The 22,538-nt window shown below is 75.4% G+C and carries 18 protein-coding genes; 7 read left to right on the forward strand and 11 right to left on the reverse strand.

Annotation, left to right across the window (positions count from 1 at the left end):
- Positions 1 to 56 precede the first annotated feature (56 nt).
- The 6 genes from fdhA to trpS all read right to left on the reverse strand — a co-directional run bounded on the left by fdhA (position 57) and on the right by trpS (position 5,335).
- Positions 57 to 1,322 (reverse strand): formaldehyde dehydrogenase, glutathione-independent, encoded by a 1,266-nt coding sequence (gene fdhA, locus AB8M62_RS17990; RefSeq protein ID WP_369070441.1) that lies wholly within the window; start codon positions 1,320 to 1,322, stop codon positions 57 to 59.
- 168 nt (positions 1,323 to 1,490) lie between these two features.
- Entirely contained in the window at positions 1,491 to 2,240 is a 750-nt protein-coding gene (locus AB8M62_RS17995; protein WP_369070442.1) for a DNA-formamidopyrimidine glycosylase family protein, read from the reverse strand.
- Positions 2,241 to 2,264: 24 nt separating this feature from the next.
- Complete coding sequence (locus AB8M62_RS18000; RefSeq protein WP_369051915.1) at positions 2,265 to 2,498, reverse strand: SCO4848 family membrane protein; 234 nt, start codon at positions 2,496 to 2,498, stop codon at positions 2,265 to 2,267.
- A gap of 4 nt (positions 2,499 to 2,502) precedes the next feature.
- Positions 2,503 to 3,642, reverse strand: coding sequence for a YihY/virulence factor BrkB family protein (locus AB8M62_RS18005; RefSeq protein WP_369051914.1), 1,140 nt, complete (start codon positions 3,640 to 3,642; stop codon positions 2,503 to 2,505).
- 71 nt (positions 3,643 to 3,713) lie between these two features.
- A complete protein-coding gene (locus AB8M62_RS18010) occupies positions 3,714 to 4,304 on the reverse strand; it encodes a 2'-5' RNA ligase family protein (RefSeq protein WP_369070443.1) in 591 nt (196 codons plus the stop codon).
- Positions 4,301 to 5,335, reverse strand: coding sequence for a tryptophan--tRNA ligase (trpS, locus tag AB8M62_RS18015; RefSeq protein ID WP_369070444.1), 1,035 nt, complete (start codon positions 5,333 to 5,335; stop codon positions 4,301 to 4,303). The genes AB8M62_RS18010 and trpS overlap by 4 nt, the downstream gene beginning before the upstream one ends.
- A gap of 197 nt (positions 5,336 to 5,532) precedes the next feature.
- Between trpS and AB8M62_RS18020 the strand changes: the two genes are divergently transcribed.
- The gene (locus AB8M62_RS18020; protein ID WP_369070445.1) at positions 5,533 to 6,705 is read left to right on the forward strand and encodes an epoxide hydrolase family protein; all 1,173 of its coding nucleotides are present in this window, start codon (positions 5,533 to 5,535) and stop codon (positions 6,703 to 6,705) included.
- Between the two features lie 31 nt (positions 6,706 to 6,736).
- Here AB8M62_RS18020 and AB8M62_RS18025 read toward each other — a convergent pair whose 3' ends face one another.
- Positions 6,737 to 9,610 carry a glycoside hydrolase family 2 TIM barrel-domain containing protein gene (locus AB8M62_RS18025; RefSeq protein ID WP_373694995.1) on the reverse strand — a complete coding sequence of 958 codons (2,874 nt, stop codon included), beginning with the start codon at positions 9,608 to 9,610 and terminating at the stop codon, positions 6,737 to 6,739.
- A gap of 160 nt (positions 9,611 to 9,770) precedes the next feature.
- On the opposite strand from AB8M62_RS18025, the gene AB8M62_RS18030 reads away from it, so the two are divergent.
- The 6 genes from AB8M62_RS18030 (at position 9,771) to AB8M62_RS18055 (ending at position 17,309) form a co-directional block, all read left to right on the forward strand.
- A complete protein-coding gene (locus AB8M62_RS18030; RefSeq protein WP_369070447.1) occupies positions 9,771 to 11,834 on the forward strand; it encodes a beta-galactosidase in 2,064 nt (687 codons plus the stop codon).
- A gap of 5 nt (positions 11,835 to 11,839) precedes the next feature.
- Positions 11,840 to 12,631 carry a DeoR/GlpR family DNA-binding transcription regulator gene (locus AB8M62_RS18035; protein WP_369070455.1) on the forward strand — a complete coding sequence of 264 codons (792 nt, stop codon included), beginning with the start codon at positions 11,840 to 11,842 and terminating at the stop codon, positions 12,629 to 12,631.
- A 71-nt stretch (positions 12,632 to 12,702) separates the two neighbouring features.
- Positions 12,703 to 13,800 (forward strand): galactose-1-phosphate uridylyltransferase, encoded by a 1,098-nt coding sequence (gene galT / locus AB8M62_RS18040; RefSeq protein ID WP_369070456.1) that lies wholly within the window; start codon positions 12,703 to 12,705, stop codon positions 13,798 to 13,800.
- On the forward strand, positions 13,797 to 15,014 hold the full coding sequence (gene galK / locus AB8M62_RS18045) for a galactokinase (RefSeq protein WP_373694994.1): 1,218 nt from the start codon (positions 13,797 to 13,799) through the stop codon (positions 15,012 to 15,014). Before galT ends, galK begins: the two co-directional genes overlap by 4 nt.
- A gap of 71 nt (positions 15,015 to 15,085) precedes the next feature.
- On the forward strand, positions 15,086 to 15,331 hold the full coding sequence (locus tag AB8M62_RS18050; RefSeq protein ID WP_369051908.1) for a hypothetical protein: 246 nt from the start codon (positions 15,086 to 15,088) through the stop codon (positions 15,329 to 15,331).
- Positions 15,332 to 15,443: 112 nt separating this feature from the next.
- Positions 15,444 to 17,309 carry a putative bifunctional diguanylate cyclase/phosphodiesterase gene (locus tag AB8M62_RS18055; protein WP_369070448.1) on the forward strand — a complete coding sequence of 622 codons (1,866 nt, stop codon included), beginning with the start codon at positions 15,444 to 15,446 and terminating at the stop codon, positions 17,307 to 17,309.
- Positions 17,310 to 17,313: 4 nt separating this feature from the next.
- On the opposite strand, the gene AB8M62_RS18060 is transcribed toward AB8M62_RS18055, so the two are convergent.
- The 4 genes from AB8M62_RS18060 to AB8M62_RS18075 are packed head-to-tail and all read right to left on the reverse strand — an operon-like array spanning position 17,314 to position 22,528.
- The gene (locus AB8M62_RS18060; RefSeq protein ID WP_369070449.1) at positions 17,314 to 19,092 is read right to left on the reverse strand and encodes a DUF5605 domain-containing protein; all 1,779 of its coding nucleotides are present in this window, start codon (positions 19,090 to 19,092) and stop codon (positions 17,314 to 17,316) included.
- A gap of 48 nt (positions 19,093 to 19,140) precedes the next feature.
- Positions 19,141 to 20,721 carry a glycoside hydrolase family 140 protein gene (locus AB8M62_RS18065; RefSeq protein WP_369051905.1) on the reverse strand — a complete coding sequence of 527 codons (1,581 nt, stop codon included), beginning with the start codon at positions 20,719 to 20,721 and terminating at the stop codon, positions 19,141 to 19,143.
- A 53-nt stretch (positions 20,722 to 20,774) separates the two neighbouring features.
- Positions 20,775 to 21,671 carry a carbohydrate ABC transporter permease gene (locus AB8M62_RS18070; RefSeq protein WP_369051904.1) on the reverse strand — a complete coding sequence of 299 codons (897 nt, stop codon included), beginning with the start codon at positions 21,669 to 21,671 and terminating at the stop codon, positions 20,775 to 20,777.
- Positions 21,668 to 22,528, reverse strand: coding sequence for a carbohydrate ABC transporter permease (locus AB8M62_RS18075; RefSeq protein ID WP_373694996.1), 861 nt, complete (start codon positions 22,526 to 22,528; stop codon positions 21,668 to 21,670). The genes AB8M62_RS18070 and AB8M62_RS18075 overlap by 4 nt, the downstream gene beginning before the upstream one ends.
- Positions 22,529 to 22,538: the final 10 nt, after the last annotated feature.

The following is a 22,538-nucleotide window of genomic DNA, read 5'->3' on the forward strand; positions in this document are numbered from 1 at the left end:
TGATCATGGATGCGTCACGGTCGACGCATCCATGATCACGGCGAGGTGGGAGCAGGTCAGCGCTTGATCATCCCGTGGGGGTCGATGACGAACTTCTGCGGCGCCCCGGCGTCGAACTTCTGGTAGGCGTCGGGCGCCTCGTCCAGCGAGATGGGCGTCGCGCCGACGGCCTTCGCGATCTGCACCTTGTCGTGCAGGATCGCCATCATCAGGCCGCGGTGGTACTTCATCACCGGGCACTGGCCGGTGGTGAAGGACAGCGACTTCGCCCACCCGGTCCCCAGGTCCAGCGACAGCGCACCGCGCTTGGCGGCCTCGTCGACACCGCCCGGGTCGCCGGTCACGTACAGGCCCGGGATGCCCATCGCGCCACCGGCCGCGGTGATCTCCATGAGGGAGTTCAGCACCGTCGCCGGCGCCTCGCCCTTGGAGCCCTCGCCGTGCCCGCGCGCCTCGAACCCGACGGCGTCGACGCCGCAGTCGACCTCGGGCACGCCGAGGATCTGCTCGATCTGGTCGCGCGGGTCGCCCTTGGAGACGTCGACGGTCTCGCAGCCGAAGCTGCGGGCCCGCTCCAGGCGCTCGGCGTTGAGGTCGCCGACGATGACGACGGCCGCGCCCAGCAGCTGCGCGCCCGCGGCGGCGGCCAGGCCGACGGGTCCGGCGCCGGCGATGTAGACCGTGGATCCGACACCGACACCGGCCGACACGCAGCCGTGGAAACCGGTCGGGAAGATGTCGGAGAGCATCGTCAGGTCGAGGATCTTCTCCATCGCCTGGTCCTTGTCCGGGAACCTCAGGCAGTTGAAGTCCGCGTACGGGACGAGGACGTACTCGGCCTGCCCGCCGACCCAGCCGCCCATGTCGACGTACCCGTACGCCGAGCCGGGCCGGTCGGGGTTGACGTTGAGGCAGATGCCGGTCTTGCGCTCCTTGCAGTTGCGGCAGCGGCCGCAGGCGATGTTGAACGGGACGGAGACGAGGTCGCCGACCTCGAGGAACTCGACGTCGCGGCCCTTCTCAACGATCTCACCGGTGATCTCGTGACCGAGGACGAGGTTCGGCGGGGCGGTGGTGCGGCCGCGGACCATGTGCTGGTCGGACCCGCAGATGTTGGTGGCGACGAGCTTGAGGATGACGCCGTGCTCGACCTTGCGGCCGACGTTGGCGGGGTTGACGCCGGGGCCGTCCTTCAGCTCGAAGGTCGGGTAGTCGATCGTCTGCACCTCGACCCGGCCGGGGCCGAGGTACGCGACGGCGCGGTTGCCGTCCGGTCGGGACGTGTTCACGCTCAGGTCGCTGCTGGTGTCGGTCGCGCTCACTGTTCGGGCCTCCTCCGACGGGGCGCGACTCCCGTGTCGCACCCTGGGGGGTCAGTGCACCGCACGCGCCCGCGCCCGGCAACCCCCTGATGCTCCCCATGGTGATCACGGGTGCGTGAGCGCTCAGCCGTCCGTGATCACGGCGGGAGGAGGGTGCGGAGGAGGGGGTCAGGCCTGCTCGGCGGGGCAGGCGTAGCAGGTGCGCCCGCCGAGCTGCTGGACGCGCACCGGGGCGCCGCAGCCGCGGCAGGTCTCCCGCCTGTAGACCCACCGCTCCCCCGGCTCGCCGTCGGGCACGGTCACGATCCTCCCCGGCTCGACGCAGTCGCCGAGCATCCGCACCGACAGGTCCCACAGCCGCCCGGCCTCCTCGGCGTCGACGCGGCGGGCCGGGTCGATCCGCAGCAGGTGCGGCAGCTCGGCGCGCCAGACGTTGCCCAGCCCCGCCCACACGGACTGGTCCAGCAGCGCGGTGCCGACGGGTGAGCGCTTGGCGGTCAGCCGGCGCACGGCCTCCTCGCGAGCGTCCGGGCCGGTGTCGACGACCGGGTCCGGCCCCAGGGACGCCAGCACGTCGTCGCGGGCGGCGGGCGTCAGCCGCTCGCAGCGGCTGGGGGCGAGGAGCGACCACGCGGCCTGCTCCGTCGCCAGCCGCAGCCGGGTGCCGCGCAGCGGCGGCAGCGAGGGGTCGTCGGTGCGCAGGAACAGCCCGTCGTGGCCGAGGTGGACGTGCAGGACGGGGGCGTCCTCGACCTCGCAGAACAGGTGCTTGCCGCGGGCGTGGACGCGCTCGACGCGGCGGCCGTCGAAGGGGCGGGCGTCGAAGCGGCCCTGCGGGCTGGAGGCGGCGACGGCGCGGCCGGCCAGGTCGGCGTCCAGGCGGCGGGCGTAGTGGTGCAGCAGGTGACCCTCGGGCACGCCCCGATCCTCGCCGCGACCGGCTCAGCGCGCGCGGCGGCGGGCCGCGCGCAGTCCCCGCACCCCCAGGACCCCGACGGCCGTGCCGATCACCAGGCTGACGACGACGAGGACGAGGTGGACGAGGAAGAAGGGCTGCGGCCCGCCGTCCCAGGAGCGCTCGTCGCCCCAGATGTTCCTCAGGAAGTTCGGCCAGATCGCCCACGTCCACACGCCGACGGCGAGCAGGAACAGGCTGGCGCGCTGGGAGAGGACCACGCCCTCATCCTCTCAAGCGGCCGCGGCGCGCCCGCCGCGACCACGGCGCCCGGCCCAGGACGCGGGCGGCGAGCACGAGGCCGCCCGCGGCGCCGGCGAGCGCCCCGCCGGCCAGCCCGGCCCCGAAGGCGGCGGCCCGGCCGCCCCGGCCGCGAGGCTCGGCGTTGCGGCGCAGCTCCGCGGGCTCCACCGGGCCCAGCGGCACGGCGTAGCGCTCCTCCACCCACCGCGCGGGCAGCGACCCGGCGTCCTCGGCCTGGGTGGCCGCCCACGCCGCGGCGAGCAGGATGAGCCGCCCCACGAGGTTCATCAGGACGAGCAGCACGACGATGCTGGCGGCGGCGCCGAGGAAGGCGTTGTTGGAGGCCGACCGGGAGGCGATCTCGGTGCCGAACTGCTTGAGGACACCCAGCCCGACGCCGCCGATGAGGGCGCCGGGCACGAGCTGGCGCAGCGGCACGTCGACCATCGGCAGGACGCGGAAGACGGCCAGGAAGGTGGCGCTGTCGACCACGAGGGCCACGAGCAGGCCGGCCAGGCGCACCAGCCAGGCGCCCGCGGTGGTGTCCTCCACCCCCGCCAGGCCCAGCAGCCAGTCCCCGGCGGTGGCCGTCACGGTGACGGACAGGATGGAGAGGACCACGCCGCTGCCGATGACGAGGAGGACGACGAGGTCGCGCGCCTTGGCGATCGGGAAGGCCGCGCCCCCCGCCTCCTCGCCGAAGACGGCGCGGATGCCCTGGCGCATGGCGTCGATCCACCCCAGCCCGGTGAACAGCAGCACGGCCAGGGAGCCGAACAGCGCGACGTTCAGCGCGCTGCTCTGCAGGACCGCGTCGATGTAGATGCCCGGTTCGCGGGCGGTGGGGTCGACGGGCTCGGCGCCGCGGTGGATCAGCCCGGGCAGGTACGGCTCCAGGCCGCGGATCACGGAGTCCAGCACATCGCTCTGGGCGCGCATGACGAAGCCGACGACCGTCAGCCCCACCGCCAGCGCGGGGAAGATCGAGAAGAAGGCGAAGTAGGCGATGCCGCCGGCGAGGGTGTTGCCGCGCGCCTGGCCGTAGCGCTGCCACGCCCGCAGGGGGTGGCTGCCCCTCACCGCGGTCACCGCGCCCGCCGCGTGCTGCTGGAGACCGCTCACGCGCCGATCATCGCGGAGGGCCCGCCGGCCCGCACGGGCGGCGGGCCCCGCCGCGCAGGGGCCTGGAGCGCTCAGCCGCCGAAGACGAAGTGCTCGCGGGGGCGCCAGACGCCGTCGGTGCCGTGCTCGTAGAGGCTGAACCCGGTGACGGGGAAGGCCGCCTCCCAGTCCCGCAGGGTCGTCTCGGCGCGGTCGAGGTCGTCCTCGGGCACGTCGTGGGCGACGGTGACGTGCGGGTGGTACGGGAAGGCCAGCTCGCGCACCAGCGGGCCCGTGCGCACCGCGGCCTGCAGCAGCTCGCACTCGGAGATGCCGTGCGTGACCTGCACGAACACCACCGGGGACACGGGCCGGAAGGTGGCGGTGCCGCGCAGGTGCACCTCGAAGGGCGCGGCGCGGCGGGCCGTGGCGGCCAGGTGGCGGCGCGCCCGGTCGGCCTCGTGCGGCGGCAGCGGGTGCGGCGGCAGCAGGGTGATGTGCGGGGGGACGCGGTCGGCGAGCGGGTCGCCGAACGCGTGCCGCCACGCCGTCAGCTCACCGGCGTGCGGCTCCGGCACCGGGATCGACACCCCGATGACGGGGACGTCCCCGGGAGCCGGCGGGCCGGGCGGGCCGGGCGGGCCGGGCGGGCCGGGCGGGCCGCCGCGGGAGGCGGTCGTCACCTCCGGCGGCCCACGAGCCCCACCGCGTCGTACACCCGCGCCAGGGTGTCCTCCGCGACGGCGTTCGCCCGGCGGGCGCCCTCGGCCAGGACGTCGTCGAGGACGGCGGTGTCGGCCAGCAGCTCCAGCGTGCGCTCGCGCACGGGCCCGAGGGCGTCGGTGACGACCTCGGCGAGCTCCTTCTTCAGGTCGCCGTAGCCGCGGCCGGCGAAGTCGGCCTCCAGGTCGGCGATCGAGCGCCCGGACAGGGCCGAGTGGATGGTCAGCAGGTTGGACACGCCGGCCTTCTCGACCGGGTCGTAGCGCACCTCGCGGCCGGTGTCGGTGACGGCCGAGCGGATCTTCTTGGCGGTGACCCGCGGCTCGTCCATGACGTCGACGATGCCGTTCGGCGAGGAGGAGGTCTTGCTCATCTTCGCCCCCGGCTCCTGCAGGTCGTAGATCTTCGCCGTCTCCTTGAGGATGTACGGCTCGGGGACCACGAAGGTGTCGCCGTAGCGGCTGTTGAAGCGCTGGGCCAGGTCGCGGGTCAGCTCCAGGTGCTGGCGCTGGTCCTCGCCGACCGGGACCTCGGCGGCCTGGTAGAGCAGGATGTCGGCGGCCATGAGGACCGGGTAGGTGAACAGGCCGACGCTGGCGCCCTCGGTGCCCTGCCGGGCGGCCTTGTCCTTGAACTGCGTCATCCGCCCGGCCTCGCCGAAGCCGGTGAGGCAGGACAGCACCCAGGCCAGCTGGGCGTGCGCGGGCACGTGGGACTGCACGAAGAGCGCCGAGCGCTCCGGGTCCACGCCCGCGGCCAGGTACTGCGCGGCGGTGCGGCGGGTGCGCTCGCGCAGCGCCGCCGGGTCCGGGCCGACGGTGAGGGCGTGCAGGTCGACGACGCAGTACAGCGCCTCGTGGGTCTCCTGCAGCGCCACCCACTGGGTCAGCGCGCCCAGGTAGTTGCCGAGGTGCAGGGAGTCCGAGGTGGGCTGCATCCCGGACAGCAGCCGGGGGCGCGCGCCCGGTGCGGGGGGTGGTGCGTCAGCCATGCTCCTCATCCTGCCACCGCCGCCCGGGCCGCCCACCGCGCGCCCACCGGCGGGCCGGCGGCAGGGGGCAGGCCGGCGGCCCGCCGGGGCTCCCGGGGCGGCGTCCCGGGGCCCGCGCCGCCCCTCCACGAGCAGCCGCACCGGCGGTAGCCTCGCCGGGTCAGGACCGCTCCCCTCGCCCGAGCCCGAGGACCGCGATGACCACGACGCACCCCGCCGCCCCCGACGGCACCGTGGAGCCCTTCGTGCCCACCGTCGACGACGCCGTCCTGGAGGACCTGCGCGAGCGCCTGCGCCGCACCCGCTGGCCCGACCAGGTCGAGGGCAGCGGCTGGGACCTGGGCACGGACACCGCCTGGCTGCGCTCCTTCTGCACCACCTGGGCGGAGGAGTTCTCCTGGGCCGAGGCGCAGGCGCGGCTGGAGGCCCACGAGAACCTCCTCGTCCACGTCGACGGCCTGCGCCTGCACGTCCTGCGCGAGCGCGGCACCCGCGCCCCGGGCGTCGAGCCGCTGCCCCTGGTGCTGCTGCACGGCTGGCCCAGCTCCTTCGTGCAGATGCTGCCCGTCGTCGGCCCGCTGGCCCACCCCGAGCGGTACGGCGGGGACCCCGCGGACGCCTTCGACGTCGTCGCGCTCTCGCTGCCCGGGTACGGGTTCAGCGACCGCCCCCGCGAGCGCGGCTGGGACGTCGCCCGCACCGCCCGCGCCCTCGTGCGCGTCATGTCGGCGCTCGGGCACGAGCGGTTCGCCGCGCGCGGCAGCGACCTGGGAGCCGGTGTGCTGCAGCAGCTCGCGCTGCGCGAGCCGGAGCGGCTGGCCGCGCTGCACCTGTCGGGCACGAACCCGTGGATCGGCCAGGTCCCCGGCGACCTCACCGACGCCGAGCGGGAGTTCGTCCAACGCGCGCAGCAGTGGTCGGCGAGCGAGATGGCCTACGCCGCCGAGCACGCGACGAAGCCGCAGACCCTGGCGCACGCGCTGAACGACTCCCCCGCCGGCCTGGCCTCCTGGGTGCTGGAGAAGTTCCGCACCTGGAGCGACTGCGGCGGCGACCTGGACAGCGTGTACGAGCGCGCCGACCTGCTGACCAACCTGACGGTCTACTGGGCGACGCAGACGATCGGCTCCTCGGTGCGGCTGTACGCCGAGACGGCCCGCAGCACCACCGCCGCGTGGGGGCGGGTGGAGGTGCCCACCGGCATGGCGATGTCGGCCGCGGACATGTTCCCCACCCCGCGCGAGTGGGCCGAGCGCTCCTACCGGGTGACCTCCTGGACGGAGCTGGAGCGCGGCGGGCACTTCCTGGAGCAGGAGGTGCCCGACCTCGTCGTGGCCGACGTGCGCCGGTTCTTCGCCGGGTTCCGCTGAGCAGCGCGGGGATCCGGCGCAGGACCCCCGCTCAGCCGGCCAGCGGGCGCAGGACGAGCGCGAAGGCCGCCGGGGCGGCGTCCAGGCGGTGCTGCGGCAGGGCGCCCGGCCCGCAGGATCCGGTGCCGATCCCGTGCTGGGCGACGTCCAGGTGCAGGTGGACGGAGCCGTCCTCGCGCAGCTCGTGGGCGTGGGCGGTGCGCTCCAGGTCCGCGGTGCTCCAGCGGCGGGCGCTGACGCCGATCTCGGGCACGCCCTCCACCCGCAGGCCGGGGCCGGCGCCGGTCAGGTCGAGGACGCGGACCCCGGCGCGGCGGCCGTTCTCCTGCGGGCGCACGTAGGGCGTCTGCCAGCCGTCGACGGTGCCGCTCCAGCGGCCCAGGCGGGTCGCCAGGCCGGTGTCGGCGTAGGCCTCGCCGGGCCCGCGCCCGTACCAGGCGACGTCCGCCAGGTGGCGGGGCAGGCGCAGCCGGACCCCGAGGCGCGGCAGCGGGGCGCCCAGCTCGCGCTCGGGGGCGACCTCCACGCGCAGGCCGAGGGCGCCGCCGTCCTCGTCCTCCGACGCGGTCCAGGTGAAGGTGGCGGCGAACCCGGTGTCGCCGCCGGGCGGGGCCACGCGCACGGCGACGCGCAGGAAGTCCTCCCCCTCCTCCACGAGCGCGGTGCGGGTGCGCAGGTCGTCCAGGCGCAGCGCCCGCCAGGCCGGTTCGACGCGGTCGCCGTGCACCCCGCGGTCGTTGTCGGTGGGCGCGCGCCACAGGTCCAGGGCGAACCCGGACACCGGCAGGTCGCCGACGCGCAGCAGGTCGCCCGTGCGGGCGTCGAACGCGGCCGGGCCCAGCAGGAGGTCGCCGCCGCGCCGGCGCAGCGGCGCGCCCGCGGGCACGGCGCGCTCGGGCGCGGGGGCGAGCACGACCTGGGCGCTGCCCAGGGCGTGCCCGGCGGGCGCGTGCGGGGAGGCGGCCGCGGTGACGACGGTCGCGGTCAAGACGCGCTCGACGTCCGGGCGCCCCGGCGGCAGGTCGTCGGGCAGCTCGATGAGCAGCGACTCCCCCGGCGCCAGCGGGCCGACCTCCGCCGTCGTGGACAGGACGAGGCCCCCGTCGTCGGCGACGTCCAGGCGCAGCGACGAGCTCCCGTCGAGGAGCACCGTGAACGCGTACCGGTTCGTCAGCCGCAGCAGGTCCCCCGACGGGGTCTCCTCCACCGAGAACCGGGCGGGGCTGACGACGTGCGCGTAGTCCAGCAGTCCGGGCGAGGGGGTGCGGTCGGGCAGCACGAGGCCGTCGGCGACGAAGTTCCCGTCGTGCAGGCGCTCGCCGAAGTCGCCGCCGTAGCCGAACCCCCCGCCGGGCAGGCGCAGGCCGTGGTCGATCCACTCCCACACGAAACCGCCCATGCAGCGGTCGGAGGAGTCGAACAGCTCCTGGTACTCGGCCAGCCCGCCGGGCCCGTTGCCCATCGCGTGCGCGTACTCGCACTGCAGGTACGGCTTGCCCTCGTGCGCGCCGTCGCCGGCGAGGATCGCCGCGACCTGCTCGTGGGAGGCGTACATCGTGGAGTGCACGTCGCTGTCGGGGTAGTTCCAGTCGTGCTCGTAGTGCAGCGGCCGGGAGGGGTCGCGGTCCTTCGCCCAGCGGGCCATCGCCGACAGGTTCGCGCCCGTGCCGCTCTCGTTGCCCAGCGACCACAGGACGACGCAGGCGTGGTTCTTGTCCCGCTCCACCGTCCGCGTCATCCGGTCCACGCAGGCGCGTTCCCAGCGCGCGTCGTCGGAGGGGTTCTGCCGCCAGTCCACCTCGACGAACCCGTGGGTCTCCAGGTCGCACTCGTCGACGACGTACAGGCCGTGCTCGTCGCACAGCTCGAGGAACTCCGGGTGCGGCGGGTAGTGGCTGGTGCGGACGGCGTCGACGTGGTGGCGCTTCATCAGCAGGACGTCGTCGACCACGTCCTGCCGGGTGACGGCCCGGCCGCGGTCGGGGTGGAACTCGTGGCGGTTGACGCCGTGCAGGGTGACGGGGCGGCCGTTGACGGTGAACACGCCGTCGACGACCGCGACGGTGCGGAAACCCACCCGCAGCCGGACCCGCTCGCCGGGGGTGACGACCTCCGCGTCGTACAGGCGCGGCGACTCCGCCGACCACGGCTCGGCGGCGACGGAGACCTCCTCGCCCGCGGCGAGGTCCAGGCCGAGCTCGGGCACGAGGACGCGCGCGGCGGCGCCGTCGCGCGTCGCGACCTCCACGCGCAGCGTCCCCGTCCCGTCCGCCCAGCCGGCGTGGACGTGCACGTCGTCGATCCCGCGCGGGGGCCGGCGCAGGACGGTGACCGACCGGAAGATCCCCGACAGCCACCACATGTCCTGGTCCTCCAGGTAGCTGGCGGAGGACCACTGGTGGACGCGGACGGCGAGGACGTGCTCCTCGCGCTCGGGGTCGAGGGCGTCGGTGACGTCGAGCTCGACCGGCAGGCGGCTGCCCACCGAGCGCCCGACGGGCGTGCCGTCCACGTGCGCCTCGAACGCGGAGTCCACGCCCTCGAAGCGCAGCACGACCCGGCCCTCACCCGGCGGCAGGGTGAAGCGGCGGCGGTGGTCGCCCGTGGGGTTCTCCTCCGGCACGCGCGGCGGGTCCAGCGGGAACGGGTAGGTGACGTTCGTGTACGCCGGGCGGGAGAACTCGCGGGGGTGCTGCAGCTGCCAGTGGCCGGGGACGGCGATCCGGTCCCAGGCCGAGTCGTCGTGGTCGGCGGCCAGCTGCTCGCGCGGGGCGCGCGCGTGCGGCGAGAGCCGGAAGCGCCACTGCCCGTCCAGGCTCACGGCCGGGGCGTCGGTGCGCAGGTGCGAGCGCGCGGGCAGCGCCCCGGTCACCGGGAACCGGTCCTCGAACCAGGCGGCGCGCACGGAGCCGTCCCCGTCCGGGGAGGTGGGCGCGCTCAGGGGGGTGGCGGCGTCGTCGGCGGGCACCGCGGCAGCCTCGTCGCCGCTCCCGGGCGTGTCAACCTCTGTCCGTTCGTGTTCGCTCGTGTTTGACCATCGGGCGAGCGTGCCCCATGCTGACCGGGTGCGGCAGTGGAGCCAGGGACCCGGCGGGCAGACGCGGATCGCCTTCGGGGCGGACTACAACCCCGAGCAGTGGCCGGAGCACGTGCGCCGCGAGGACGTCGCGCTCATGCGACGGGCCGGCGTGAACCTCGTGTCCGTCGGCATCTTCGCCTGGGGCCTGCTCGAACCCGAGCCGGACCGCTTCGACCTCGGCTGGTTCGACGCCGTCCTGGACGACCTGCACGCCGGCGGGATCGGCGTCAGCCTCGCCACCGCGACGGCCTCCCCGCCCGCGTGGATGACCGCGCGCTGGCCCGAGGTGCTGCCCGTGGACCGCGAGGGCCGCCGCGCCACGTTCGGCAGCCGGCAGAGCTGGTGCCCCAGCTCCCCCGTCTACCGCGAGCGCTCCCTGCTGCTCGTCGACACCCTGGCCGCCCGCTACGGCGACCACCCCGCGCTGCGGCTGTGGCACGTCAGCAACGAGCTCGGCTGCCACAACGCCCGCTGCTACTGCGACGTGTCGGCGGCGTCCTTCCGCCGCTGGCTCGCCGCGCGCTACGCCGGCGTCGAGGAGCTGAACGAGGCATGGGCGACGGCGTTCTGGAGCCAGCACTACACCGACCTGGAGCAGGTGCAGGTGCCGGCGCTGTCCTCCAGCTTCGCCAACCCCGCCCACGCCCTGGACTTCGCGCGGTTCTCCTCCGACGAGCTGCTCGGGCAGCACCTGGCGGAGAAGGAGGTCCTGCGCCGGCGCACCCCTGACGTGCCCGTCACGACGAACTTCATGGTGACCGCGGGGCAGACGGCGATGGACTACGCGCGCTGGGCCCGCGAGCAGGACGTCGTCTCCAACGACCACTACCTCGTGCCCGGCACCGGCCCCGGCTCCCTGGGCGACCCGCTGGACCCGCGGCCGGAACTGGCCTTCTCCGCCGACCTCACCCGGGGGATCGCGCGCGGGCCGTGGCTGCTCATGGAGCACTCCACCAGCGCGGTGAACTGGCAGCCCGTCAACGTCGCCAAGGCCCCCGGCGACATGCTGCGCGACTCCCTGCAGCACGTCGCCCGCGGCGCCGACGGCGTCTGCTTCTTCCAGTGGCGCGCCTCCGCCGGCGGCGCCGAGCAGTGGCACTCCGCCCTCGTCCCGCACGCCGGGCCGGACACCGACCGCTTCCGCGAGGTCGCCGAGCTCGGCGACCTGCTCTCGCGCCTGGGCGACGTCGCCGGCAGCGACGTGCAGGCCGACGTCGCGCTGCTGGTGGACTGGCAGAACGCGTGGGCGCTGGAGAGCGAGACGCTGCCCAGCCGCGAGCTGCACCACCTGCGCGAGGCGCACCGCGTGCACTCCGCGCTGCGCCGGCGGCAGGTCGGCGTCGACGTCCTGGGCGTCGGCTCGTTCCGCCCCGCGCACCCCGGTGAGGAGGTCGAGGACCTCGCCGCCGTCCTGCGCGGGTACCGCGCCGTCGTCGTCCCGACCCTGTACCTCACCGACGACGCCACCGCGCGGGCCGTCGCCGACGCCGCCGCGGCCGGCGTGCACGTCCTCGTCACCTACGCCTCCGGCCTGGTCGACGAGCGCGCCCGCGTGCGCCTGGGCGGCTACCCCGGCGCGTTCCGCGACCTGCTCGGCGTGCGCGTGGAGGAGTTCCACCCCCTGCTGCCCGGGCGCACCGCGGTCCTCGACGACGGGTCGGCGGTGAGCACCTGGACCGAGCGCGGCACCGCCGCCGACGGCACCGAGGTCCTGGCCCGGTACACCGGCCCCGTCGCGGGCAGCCCGGCGCTGACCCGGCGCGGCACCGCCTGGTACTGCGGCACCTCCCTGGACGACGCGGGTCTGGGCGCCCTGCTGGAGCGCGTGCTCGCGGCCGCCGGGGTCGGGCCGGTCGCCGCCGCCACGGGGGAGGTCGACGTCGTGCGCCGCCGGCACGCCGACGGGCGCAGCTGGCTGTTCGCCTTCGCCACGGGGTCGGAGCCCGCCACCGTCGCGGTCACCGGGTTCGACGAGGTCGCCCGCCGCGACGTGACGGGCGAGCTGCACCTGGCCCCCGGCGCGAGCGCCGTCGTCCGCGAGGCGCGGTGAGCGCCGTGCTGGCCCACCAGCGCCAGGCGCTCATCCTCGAGGCCGTCCGCGAGCGCGGCGGGGTGCGGGTCGCCGACCTCGTCGAGCGCCTGGGCGTGTCCGACATGACGGTGCGCCGCGACATCGGCGAGCTGCACCGGCGCGGGCTCGTCGCCCGCGTGCACGGCGGGGCCGCCTCCCTGGACGAGCGCAGCAGCGCCGAGCCCGGGTTCGCCGCCAAGGCGGAGCTTCAGACGGCGCAGAAGCGCGCGATCGCCCGCGCCGCAGCCGCTCTCGTGCGCCCCGGCGCGTCCGTGGCGCTGTCGGCGGGCACGACGACGGTGGAGCTGGCGCGCGCCCTGCGCGGCGTGCCGGACCTGACCGTCGTGACGAACTCCCCGCGGGTGGCCGACGTCCTGCACGAACCGGGCGCCGAGGAGACCGGGCGCACCGTCGTGCTCACCGGCGGCGTGCGCACCCCCTCCGACGCGCTCACCGGCCCCGTCGCCGTGCGCAGCCTGGCCGGTCTGCACGTGGACCAGCTGTTCCTCGGCGTCCACGGCCTGGACGTGCGCGCCGGGCTGACCACCCCGAACCTCGCCGAGGCCGAGACCGACCGCGCGCTCGTGGAGTGCGCGCGCTCCCTCGTCGTCGTCGCCGACGCCACCAAGTGGGGCGTCGTGGGCCTGGCGACCATCGCCGGGCTCGACGCCGTCGACGTCCTCGTCACCGACACCGCCTTCCCCGCCGACGCCCGCGACGCCGTGCGCGACGTCGTCGGCGACCTCGTCACCGCCCCCGAGGAGGACACCCCGTGACCCGCGAGACCCGCGAGACCCGCGAGACCCCGACCGGGAGCGCGCACGCGTTCAGGCGCACGTCGACCCGGATGGCCGACGGCCGCGAGCTCATCTACTTCGACGACACCGAGCCGTGGCTGTCCGGCACGCGGGTGCGCGACGCCGTGGACACCCGCCCGCTGCCGCCCGCCGACGACGTCGTGCGCGGCCGCACCCAGGTGCGCTACGACCCGCTGACGGGCGACTGGATCGCGATGGCCTCGCACCGCAACGACCGCACCCTCATGCCGCCGCCGGACCAGGACCCGCTGGCGCCCACCGTCCCCGGCGGGTTCCCCACCGAGGTCCCCGACGACTCCTACGACGTCGTCGTGTTCGAGAACCGGTTCCCCTCCTTCTCCACCCGCGTGGGCGGCGAACCCGGTCTCGTCGACGGCGAGGAGCTGTGGCCGGTGCGGCCGGGCACCGGGCGCACCGAGGTCGTCTGCTTCACCAGCGAGGCCACCGGCTCCTTCGGCACCCTGGCGCCGCACCGCGCGCGCACCGTGGTGGAGGCGTGGGTGGACCGCACCGAGGGCCTGGCGCGCGTGCCGGGCGTGGAGCAGGTGTTCTGCTTCGAGAACCGCGGGCAGGAGATCGGGGTGACCCTGCCGCACCCGCACGGGCAGATCTACGGCTACCCGTTCGTGACGCCGCGCACCGCCACGATGCTGCGCCGCGCCGCCGAGCACCGCGCGGCCACGGGCCGCAACCTGTTCCGCGACGTGCTGGACGCCGAGCGCCGCGCCGGCACCCGCGTCGTCCTGGAGACCGAGCACTGGACGGCGTACGTGCCGGCCGCCGCGCGCTGGCCCGTCGAGGTCCACCTGGCCCCGCACCGCGACGTGCCGGACCTGCCGGCCCTCGACGACGCCGAGCGCGCCGACCTGGTCACCGCCTACCTGGACCTGCTGGGCCGGCTGGACCGCTACCACCCCGACGACCACCCGCTGCCCTACATCGCCGGGTGGCACCAGGCGCCCGTGCGCACCGGCCGGGAGGAGTTCCGGCTGCACCTGCAGGTGTTCAGCGTGCTGCGCGGGCCGGGGAAGGTGAAGTACCTGGCCGGCTCGGAGTCGGCGATGGCGGCGTGGATCAACGACACCACGCCCGAGGCGGTCGCGCAGCGGCTGCGGGAGGTGGCGTGAGCGTGGCGGACGCGCGGTTCTTCGAGGCGCCGGCGCGCGCGGAGGCGGCCGACGCCGTCGCCGCCGCGTTCGGTGACGTGTTCAGCGAGACGCCCGAGGGGGTGTGGTCGGCGCCGGGGCGGGTGAACCTCGTCGGCGAGCACGTCGACTACACCGGCGGGCTGTGCCTGCCGCTGGCCCTGCCGCACCGCACGTTCGTCGCGCTCAGCCCGCGCCACGACGACGTCGTGCGCGTGCGCTCCGCGCAGGAGGCCGGCGCCGACTGGGAGGGTTCCCTGTCCGAGGTCGGCCCCGGCGCCCCCGACGGGTGGGCCGCCTACGTGGCGGGGGTGGCGTGGGCGATGGGCACCGCGCACGGCTTCGACGCCGTCGTCGACGGGCACGTCCCGCTGGGCTCGGGGCTGTCGTCCTCGGCGGCGCTGGAGTGCGCCGTCGCGATCGCCCTGGCCGACCTGGACGACCTGCCCACCGACGACGCCGGCCGCGCCGAGCTGGCCGCGGCGTGCGTGCAGGCGGAGAACGTCGTCGCGGGCGCCGCGACCGGCGGGATGGACCAGGCGGCCTCGCTGCGCTGCCGCCCCGGCGGCGGGATCCTGCTGGACACCCGCGACGACACCGTCGAGCACCTGCCGCTGGACCTGGCCGCCGCCGGCCTCGCGCTGCTGGTGGTCGACACCCGCGCCGCGCACTCGCACTCCGGCGGGGAGTACGGCGCGCGCCGCGCCGACGTCGAGCGCGCCGCGCGCCTGCTCGGGGTGCCGACGCTGCGCGAGGTGGACCCCGACGACCTGGACGACGCCCTGGAGCGGTTGGCCGCCGCGGCCGGGCCCGGCGACGACGTCGCCGTCCTGCGCCGGCGGGTGCGCCACGCCGTCACCGAGATCGACCGGGTGCGCCGCACCGCGGACCTGCTGCGGGCCGGGCGCGCGCGCGAGGTCGCCCCGCTGCTGGACGCCTCCCACGAGTCGCTGCGCCACGACTACGAGGTCTCCTGCCGGGAACTGGACCTGGCCGTGGACGCGGCCCGCTCCGCCGGCGCGCTGGCCGCCCGGATGACCGGCGGCGGGTTCGGCGGGTCGGCCATCGCCCTGGTGGAGGCCGGCGCGGTGGGCGCCGTCGCGCAGGAGGTGGCCCGCGCGTTCGCGGACGCGCGGCTGCGCGCGCCGCAGTTCCTGTCCGCGCTGCCCTCGGCCGGCGCCGGGCGCGACGCCTGACACCTGCCGTTCACCCCCCGGCCTCCTGAGCGGGGGGTGAGCGGTCGCCCACCGCTCGTAGCGTCCGGCGGGTGCCGCTGCTGACCCCCGGCGCCTACTGGAGCTGCGTCCTGCTGCTCCTCGCCGCCCACGCCGCCCTGCTGTGGTGGCTGCACCGCCGCCGCTGGCGCCGCCGCGTCGGGCGCGACCGCGCCTGGCTGCTGGCCGCCGGCGTCGACCCCGGCCCCCACCCGCGCACCCCCGCCTGGTGGCGGCTGGTCGCGCTCGACGCCCTCGACGACGACGGCCGCGTCGACGAGCACGCCCTGCGCGGCTGACCCCGCGGTCCGCCACCGCCACCGCCTCGCGCCCGGCGCGCGCGGCCGCGCCCGCGGCGCTACCGTTCCCGCGCCCTCCAGCCACGGGGGACGGCGACGTCAGGGGGTGCGCGTGCCCGTCGGACCCACCCCCGCCGACCGCGAGCTCGTCGAGGTCGTCGAGGTCGTGCGCACCTTCACCCGCACCGTCACGGGCGACTTCTCCGCCGAGGACCTCCTGCGCCGCCTCGCCGAGGCCGCCGTGCGCATCCTGCACGCCGACGGCGCGGGGGTGGTCGTCCCCGGCGCGGACGGCCGGCTCGTCCTCGCCCACTCCCTGCACGAGGGCGTCCGGCGCCTGGAGGACGTGCAGGAGCTGCTGCAGGAGGGCCCGTGCCAGGACTGCGTGCGCCACGGCCGGGTCGTCGCCTCCGGTGACCTCGCCGCCGACGGCGACTGGCCGCGCTACCAGGCCGAGGCCGTCGCCCTCGGCGTGCGCACCGTGGCCGCCGTGCCCCTGCCCGGGCGCGACGGCCCGCTCGGCGTCCTGGACGTCTACCGCACCGCGCCGCGGCCCTTCAGCGCCCGCGAGCTGGCCACCACCGGCCTGCTCGCCGACCTGGCCGCCTCCTACCTGTCCGTCGTCCGCGACCGCGACGAGGCCCGGCGCGCCCGCCAGGAGCTCGCCCACCGCGCCGCCCACGACCCGCTGACCGGCCTGCCCGTGCGCTGGGCGTTCCTGCAGCGCCTCGACGAGGTCGTCGCCACCAGCCCGCGGCCCGGCAGCGTCGCCGTCCTCTTCGTCGACCTCGACGGGCTGAAGTACGCCAACGACACCTACGGCCACCTCGCCGGCGACCAGCTCATCCGCGTCAGCGCCCAGCGGCTGCGCCGCGCCCTGCGCCCCGACGACCTCGTCGCCCGCATCGGCGGCGACGAGTTCGTCGTCCTCCTGCAGGGGCTGGCCTCGCCCGCCCGCGCCACCGCCGTCGCCCAGCGGGTCGTGGAGGAGTTCGCGGTGCCCGCCGACGCCGACGACCTCACCGTGCAGCCCTCGGCCAGCATCGGCGTCGCCGTCCTCGGCCCCGACGACCGCGTCCCCGCCGACACCCTCGTCTCCCACGCCGACGCCGCCATGTACCTGGCCAAGCAGCGCGGCCGCGGCCGGTGGGCGCTGTTCGACCCCGCCGCCTACGCCGACGCCACCTCCCGCGCCGACCTCGTGCCCGCCCTGCGCCGCGCGCTGGCCGACGGCCAGCTGCACCTGCGCTACCAGCCCGTCGTCGACCTGGGCACCGGCCGCGCCGTCGCCGTGGAGGCCCTGCTGCGCTGGGAGCACCCCGAGCGCGGGACCCTCACCGCCGACGAGTTCGTGCCCGCCGCCGAGCACTCCGGCCTCGTGCGCGCGCTCGGCGCGTGGGTGCTGCGCACCGCCTGCCGGCAACTGGCCGCCTGGGACGAGGAGCTGGGCGCGCGCTCGCCGCGGCGCCTGTTCGTCAACGTCTCCGTGCTGGAGCTGGGGGACCCGCTGCTGGAGCACGCCGTCGCCCGCACCCTGGACGACTCCGGCCTGGCCGCCGAGCGCCTCGTCCTGGAGATCACCGAGTCGGCGTTCCTGCACGACCCGGCCGGCGCGACCGTCCTGGCCCGGCTGCGACGGCGCGGGTGCGCCGTCGCCATCGACGACTTCGGCGCCGGCTGGTCCTCCCTCAGCCGCCTCGTGCACCTGCCCGTGTCCGTGCTCAAGGTGGACCGGGCGTTCACCGAGCACGTCGTCGCCCACCGCGAGGCCGCCACCGTCGTGGCCTCCGTGCTGCGCCTGGGCGAGGAGCTGGGCTGCGACGTCGTCGTCGAGGGCGTCGAGGACGCCGCCACGCTGGAGCGGCTCACCGCCCTGGGCTGCCGCTACGCGCAGGGCTTCCACCTGGCGCGGCCGCTGACGGCCGAGCAGCTGGCGCGCTGGTGCGCGGACGGCCCGCCCGCCGCCGGGCGGGCCTGACGCCTCAGCCGGCGTCCGCGCGCTGCCGGGCGCGCAGGCGGACGGCCACGTACGGGCGACCGGGCAGGTCGACGGTGAACCTGCCGGAGCGGGGGCCGGGCACGGTCTCCACGGTCATGCCCCAGGTGTCGATGACGTCGACGTCCCAGGTGGTGGCGGGGTCGAGGAAGAAGCGCCGGAACCGCGGACGGTGGTTGCCGAAGTAGACGAGCTGGTGCTCGCCCGGAACGCCGGCGCTGACGGCGTCCCAGCTGCCCGGCAGCGGTTCGAGCACCCCGCCGGGCACCTGCTCGACGATCGACGTCAGGAAGGCGATGCGGTCGGGGCTGGTGCCGTGCAGCTCACCGCCCTTGGCCCACCACAGCACCTCGTCGGGGTGCAGGTACGTCTCGCCGTGGCCGACGTACCCGCCGCGCAGGGCCCCTTCCCAGCACCGGCGGACCATCTCCTCGCCGGTGATGTTCCCCCACCCCTGGTCGATGTCGCCCTCGTAGGCGCACTCGTCGACGACGACCGGCTTGCCCCAGGCGGCGCGCCACTCGGTGGTGTTCTCCGCCGTCCGGTAGACGTCGGTGCGCTGCATGCTCACGTGCGTGATCCAGGGCCGCGACTGGTCGTAGACGTCGCGGCAGTTGTGGATGGAGCGCAGGTGGTCGCTGGCGTCCCAGCGGCCGATGATCCCCGCCCACCGCTCCCAGTCGTCCTCGGTCTTGGTGTGCAGCAGGTCGAACTCGTTGGCCAGGGACCACCACACGCCGCGGAAGGCCGACAGCCGCGCCACGGCGTAGCGCACGTAGCGGTCGTCGGTGGCGGCGTCCATGGTGGAGAAGCCCCAGCGGTCGTAGGCGTGGAACAGGATGAGGTCCGCCTCGATCCCCAGCTCGTCCAGCTGGTCGATCCGCCGCTCCAGGTGCGCCCACCAGGCGGGGTCGAACCGGGTGGGGTCCCAGCCGCCGTCCTGCTCGCGGGCGAACGGGTAGCGCGCGGGCTCGTTGGTGTTGAACGTGTAGGACTTCGGGAACAGGCACATGCGGAGCTTGGTGAAGGGCGCGTCCGCCAGGGTGCGCAGGGTGAGCTCCTGCAGCTCCTCGTCCTGGTGGGTCCAGGCGTAGCAGGTCGTGCCGATCGGCAGGTACCGGCTGCCGTCGGCGTAGCGGAAGTGGTACTGGTCGGCGACCCGCACCGGGCCCCGACCGGCCCCCTGCCGCGCTTCCAGCTCGCCGGTCACCCCGTCCAGGGAGCGGGCGTTGCTGGTCGTCTCGAAGCGCCAGTGCCCTGCCTCGCCGGGCAGGAACCGCACCAGGTAGCGGCCGTCGCCGTCGTAGAACCCCAGGACGTCGCGGCTGCCGCCGTCCGGGCCGGAGAAGCGCGCGGTCAGCTCCACGTCGGTGTACGGGTTCCCGTGGGAGGGACCCCGCAGCTCGACCTCGAAGCGCTGGTGGACCTCGACCTCGGCCGGGGCGCTCACCGCCGCGGAACCCGGCGCCACGTCGGCGCCCTCGTAGGTACGGCTCGGTGCGGCGGGCGCCGGTGCGGGGGCGGTGTCCGCGGCTGCGGCCGGGTCCAGGACCTCGAGCTCGTGCAGGACCTGCCGGCGCACCTCCTCGCCCAGCCCTTCCTCGGTCGCCAGCACGAGGCCGACGGGGTGGTTCTGGTAGGTGTGCAGCAGGGGCGACTCCACGACGGAGGGCGCCAGCCGGCGCAGCACCTCGTCACCGGCGGGAGTGCGCAGCACCTCCAGCAGGGGCGTGTCGGCGCTGAGGGGACCGGGAGCCTGGGGCACGGGAGACGACCTTCCGCGGGGTTCGGTGGGTGGGTGGGGGTGGAGCGCTCAGGCGGCCGGCCGGGTGCAGACGTACACGCGCGGCGCGCCGCCGGGGTCGGGCACCGGGGAGTCGTCGTGCTCGCGCACGCCCTCGGCGACGACCTCGCCGGTCCTCGGGTCGAGGACGCGGTAGGCGCGCGGGACGTCGGCCCCGTCGAGCACGCGCAGGTCGCCGCCCTCGGCGAGGTAGGTGAGGAAGAGGACGCCGGGCACCAGCAGCCCGCGCGGGTGCAGCGTGCGCGTCCAGTCCGGGCGGGCCCCGGTCAGGGGCAGGCCGTCGAGGATCCTGCCGACCAGGCCCACGTAGGTGGACCCCTCGAAGTCGAGCGCCTCGCGCCACCCGGCGCCGGGGGCGGAGAAGAAGTCGGAGTGACCCGGCTCGTCGGGGTGCAGCTTCCACTGCCACAGGCTGCCGGCGCCGTAGACGACGCCCATCGTGCCGCCGGCGCACAGGTTCGCCCACGCCTCGTGGCCCTGCCACCAGCCCGCGGCGCGGCCGGTGCGCCCGGTGTTCTCGTAGCTGGGCTCGCCGTTGGCCACCCCCTTCAGCGGGGTGTTGCGCGCCATGTCGGCGACCCGCTCGGGGAAGTGCTCGCCGCTGTGCCCGGTCTGGCACCACTGGAAGTCCAGCCAGTCGGCGTCCTGGTGCGCGTCGTTGGTCGCGTGGGGTCGGTAGTGGACACCGGTGGGCTGCTCGTAGCAGTCCCAGGCGTGCACCTCGGCGCCGCCGGCGGCGATCTGCGGTTCGTGGCCGGAGCCGTCGGCGCCGACCAGCCAGAGGGCCGGGCGCGCGCCGTAGCGCGCCACGAGGTAGCGGCAGTAGCGGGCGTACTGCTCCGTCGGGACGACCGTGCCGGCGGCGCCGAGGCCCTTCCACCCGAACCCCTGGAAGACCGGCTGCCACACGGGCACGACGCCGTGCTCGACCAGGACGTCGACCAGGACGTCCAGGTGCTGGAAGTACCCCACGTCCAGGTCGGTCAGGGTTCCCTCGGGCAGGTCGCGGAACCCCCGGCCGAAGCCCTCGTCGGCGGTGCGGTCCTCCGGGCCCTCGGCGCCCGTGTCGGGCTGCACGCTCATGAGGAGCACCGCGTTGAAGCCCTTGGCGGAGCGGTCGGCGGCGTAGGTGCGCACCTGCTCGGGGGTGGCCCGCCACGGCAGGCCCCAGGCCGTGTCGCCCACGAGCAGGGCGGGGGTCCCGTCGGCGTGCTGCAGGGTCAGCCCGTCGGGCGCCATCCGCCAGAACCCGTGCCGCTCGAACCGCCCCGGCGGCGCGACGGCGGGCGCCCGCACCTCGAGGCTGCCCTCCCGGTCGGCCAGCCCGGCGTCGGCGACCGAGGCACCGCTGCGCCAGCGCCACGTGCCCGACGGCAGCGGGGACGCGAAGCGCACCCGCCACGTGTGGCCGCCGTCGCCGGGACCGTCGTAGAAGGCGGGACGACGCAGGACCGCGCCGCTCTCGTGCGTGAAGTCGGCCCAGACGTCGACCGCGCCGTAGGGGTCGCGGTGCCGGGAGCCGGCGGTCAGGGTGAGCTCCACCTCCTGCCAGGGAGCGGCGGTCGGGGCGGCGTCGGCGGCGACGGTCATGCGGGGTCCCTCCTGGTGCGGCTGCTGCCGGGACGATCGGTCCGGTGCGGTGCTCAGCCCTTGACGGCGCCGGCGAAGGCGCCCTGGACGAAGTAGCGCTGGAACATCAGGTAGACGATCAGCACGGGGACCGCCGACATGAAGATGAAGGCGTTCAGCGCGCCGTAGTCGGTGCCGTGCTGGGTGCTGAAGCCCTGGACGGCCAGCGGGATCGTCCAGTTCCCCTGGCTCGTCAGCAGCGTCGTCGCGATCGCGTACTCGTTCCAGGTGGCCACGAAGTCCAGGATGAACAGGGCGGCCAGGGCGGGCTTGGCCAGCGGCAGGCAGATCTGCCAGAAGATCCGGAAGGTGGACGCGCCGTCGACGCGCGCCGACTCCTCCAGCTCGTCGGGGATCGCCCGGAAGAACCCGTAGAGCATGAAGATCTGGTACGGGATGCCGAAGGCGAGGTAGGGCAGGACGAGACCGGCCCGGGAGTTGAGCAGGTCCAGCGTCAGCATCGTGTTGAACAGCGGGCCCAGGCCGACCTGGATCGGCACCATCGACCCGACGGCGAACACGCACAGGACGACCTTGTGCCAGCGGAAGCGCAGGCGGGCGAGCGCGAAGGCGGCGGCGGCGGCCAGCAGCAGGCCGAGGGGGACCTTCACCAGGGAGATCAGCAGGCTGTTGGAGCCCGTGACCCACAGGTCGCCCGTCTCGATCGCGCTGGTGAAGTTGCCCCACTCCAGCGAGCTGGGCAGGGCCCAGGTGGGCGAGCTGTTGATGTCCGCGCGGCTCTTCAGCGACGTGAGCGCCATGAAGACGAACGGCAGCGCCCAGAACAGCGCGGAGACCGCGAGGGCGACCCAGAGGCCGACCCCCACCCAGTCGCGGCGGACGCGGCGGACGGGGACGTCCTCGGCCGGTGCGCGCAGCCGGGCGCGCGGTGCGGTGATGGCCCCGCTCATCGGTCCTCCTTCATCGACCAGGCCAGGTAGGGCACGACGAGCACGAGGGACAGCAGCAGCAGCACGGTGGCGGTCGCGCCGCCGGCGCCGAACTGGTGGTTGGAGAAGGACTGCGTGTAGGACCACAGCGCCAGCACCTGCGTGGACTGCGCCGGCCCGCCCCCGGTCATGCCGACGACGAGGTCGAAGACCTTCAGCGAGTTGATGATGGTCAGGATGACCACGACGACCGTGGTCGGCCGCAGCGCGGGGACGGTGACCTCGCGGAAGACGTGCCACCGGTTCGCGCCGTCGACCTTCGCGGCGTCCACGAGCTCCTGGGGGACCTGCTGCAGGCCGGCGAGGAAGAGGACCATCGTGAAGCCGACCCCCTGCCAGACGGAGGCGACGAACACCGAGTACAGCGCGAAGCGGGGGTCGCCCAGCCACTGCTGCGCCCAGCTCTCCAGGCCGACGCTCGACAGCGCCTGGTTCAGCGCCCCGAGGGTGGGGTTGTAGATCCACCGCCACATCGCCGCCACGGTGATGGACGCGAAGACCGCCGGGATGTAGAAGACCGCGCGGAAGAGGTTGCGGCCGAGCATCTTCCGGTTCAGGCCCAGCGCCAGCAGCAGGCTCAGCGTCATGGGGACGAGCAGCGACAGGACGACCCAGACGACCGAGTTGCGCAGCGACGTCCAGAACACGGGGTCCGCGGTGAGCATGCGGCTGTAGTTGCGCCAGCCGACGAACAGCGGCTCGTCGGTGCGGAAGCCCGTCCACTCGAAGAACGAGAGCCGGACGGAGTCGGCCATCGGGTAGGCCAGGAACCAGACGTACAGGACGCCGGCGGGCAGCAGGTAGGGCAGGGCGCGCAGGAAGCGCCGG

Source organism: Kineococcus terrestris, from assembly GCF_041020755.1.
Lineage (GTDB): Bacteria > Actinomycetota > Actinomycetes > Actinomycetales > Kineococcaceae > Kineococcus > Kineococcus terrestris.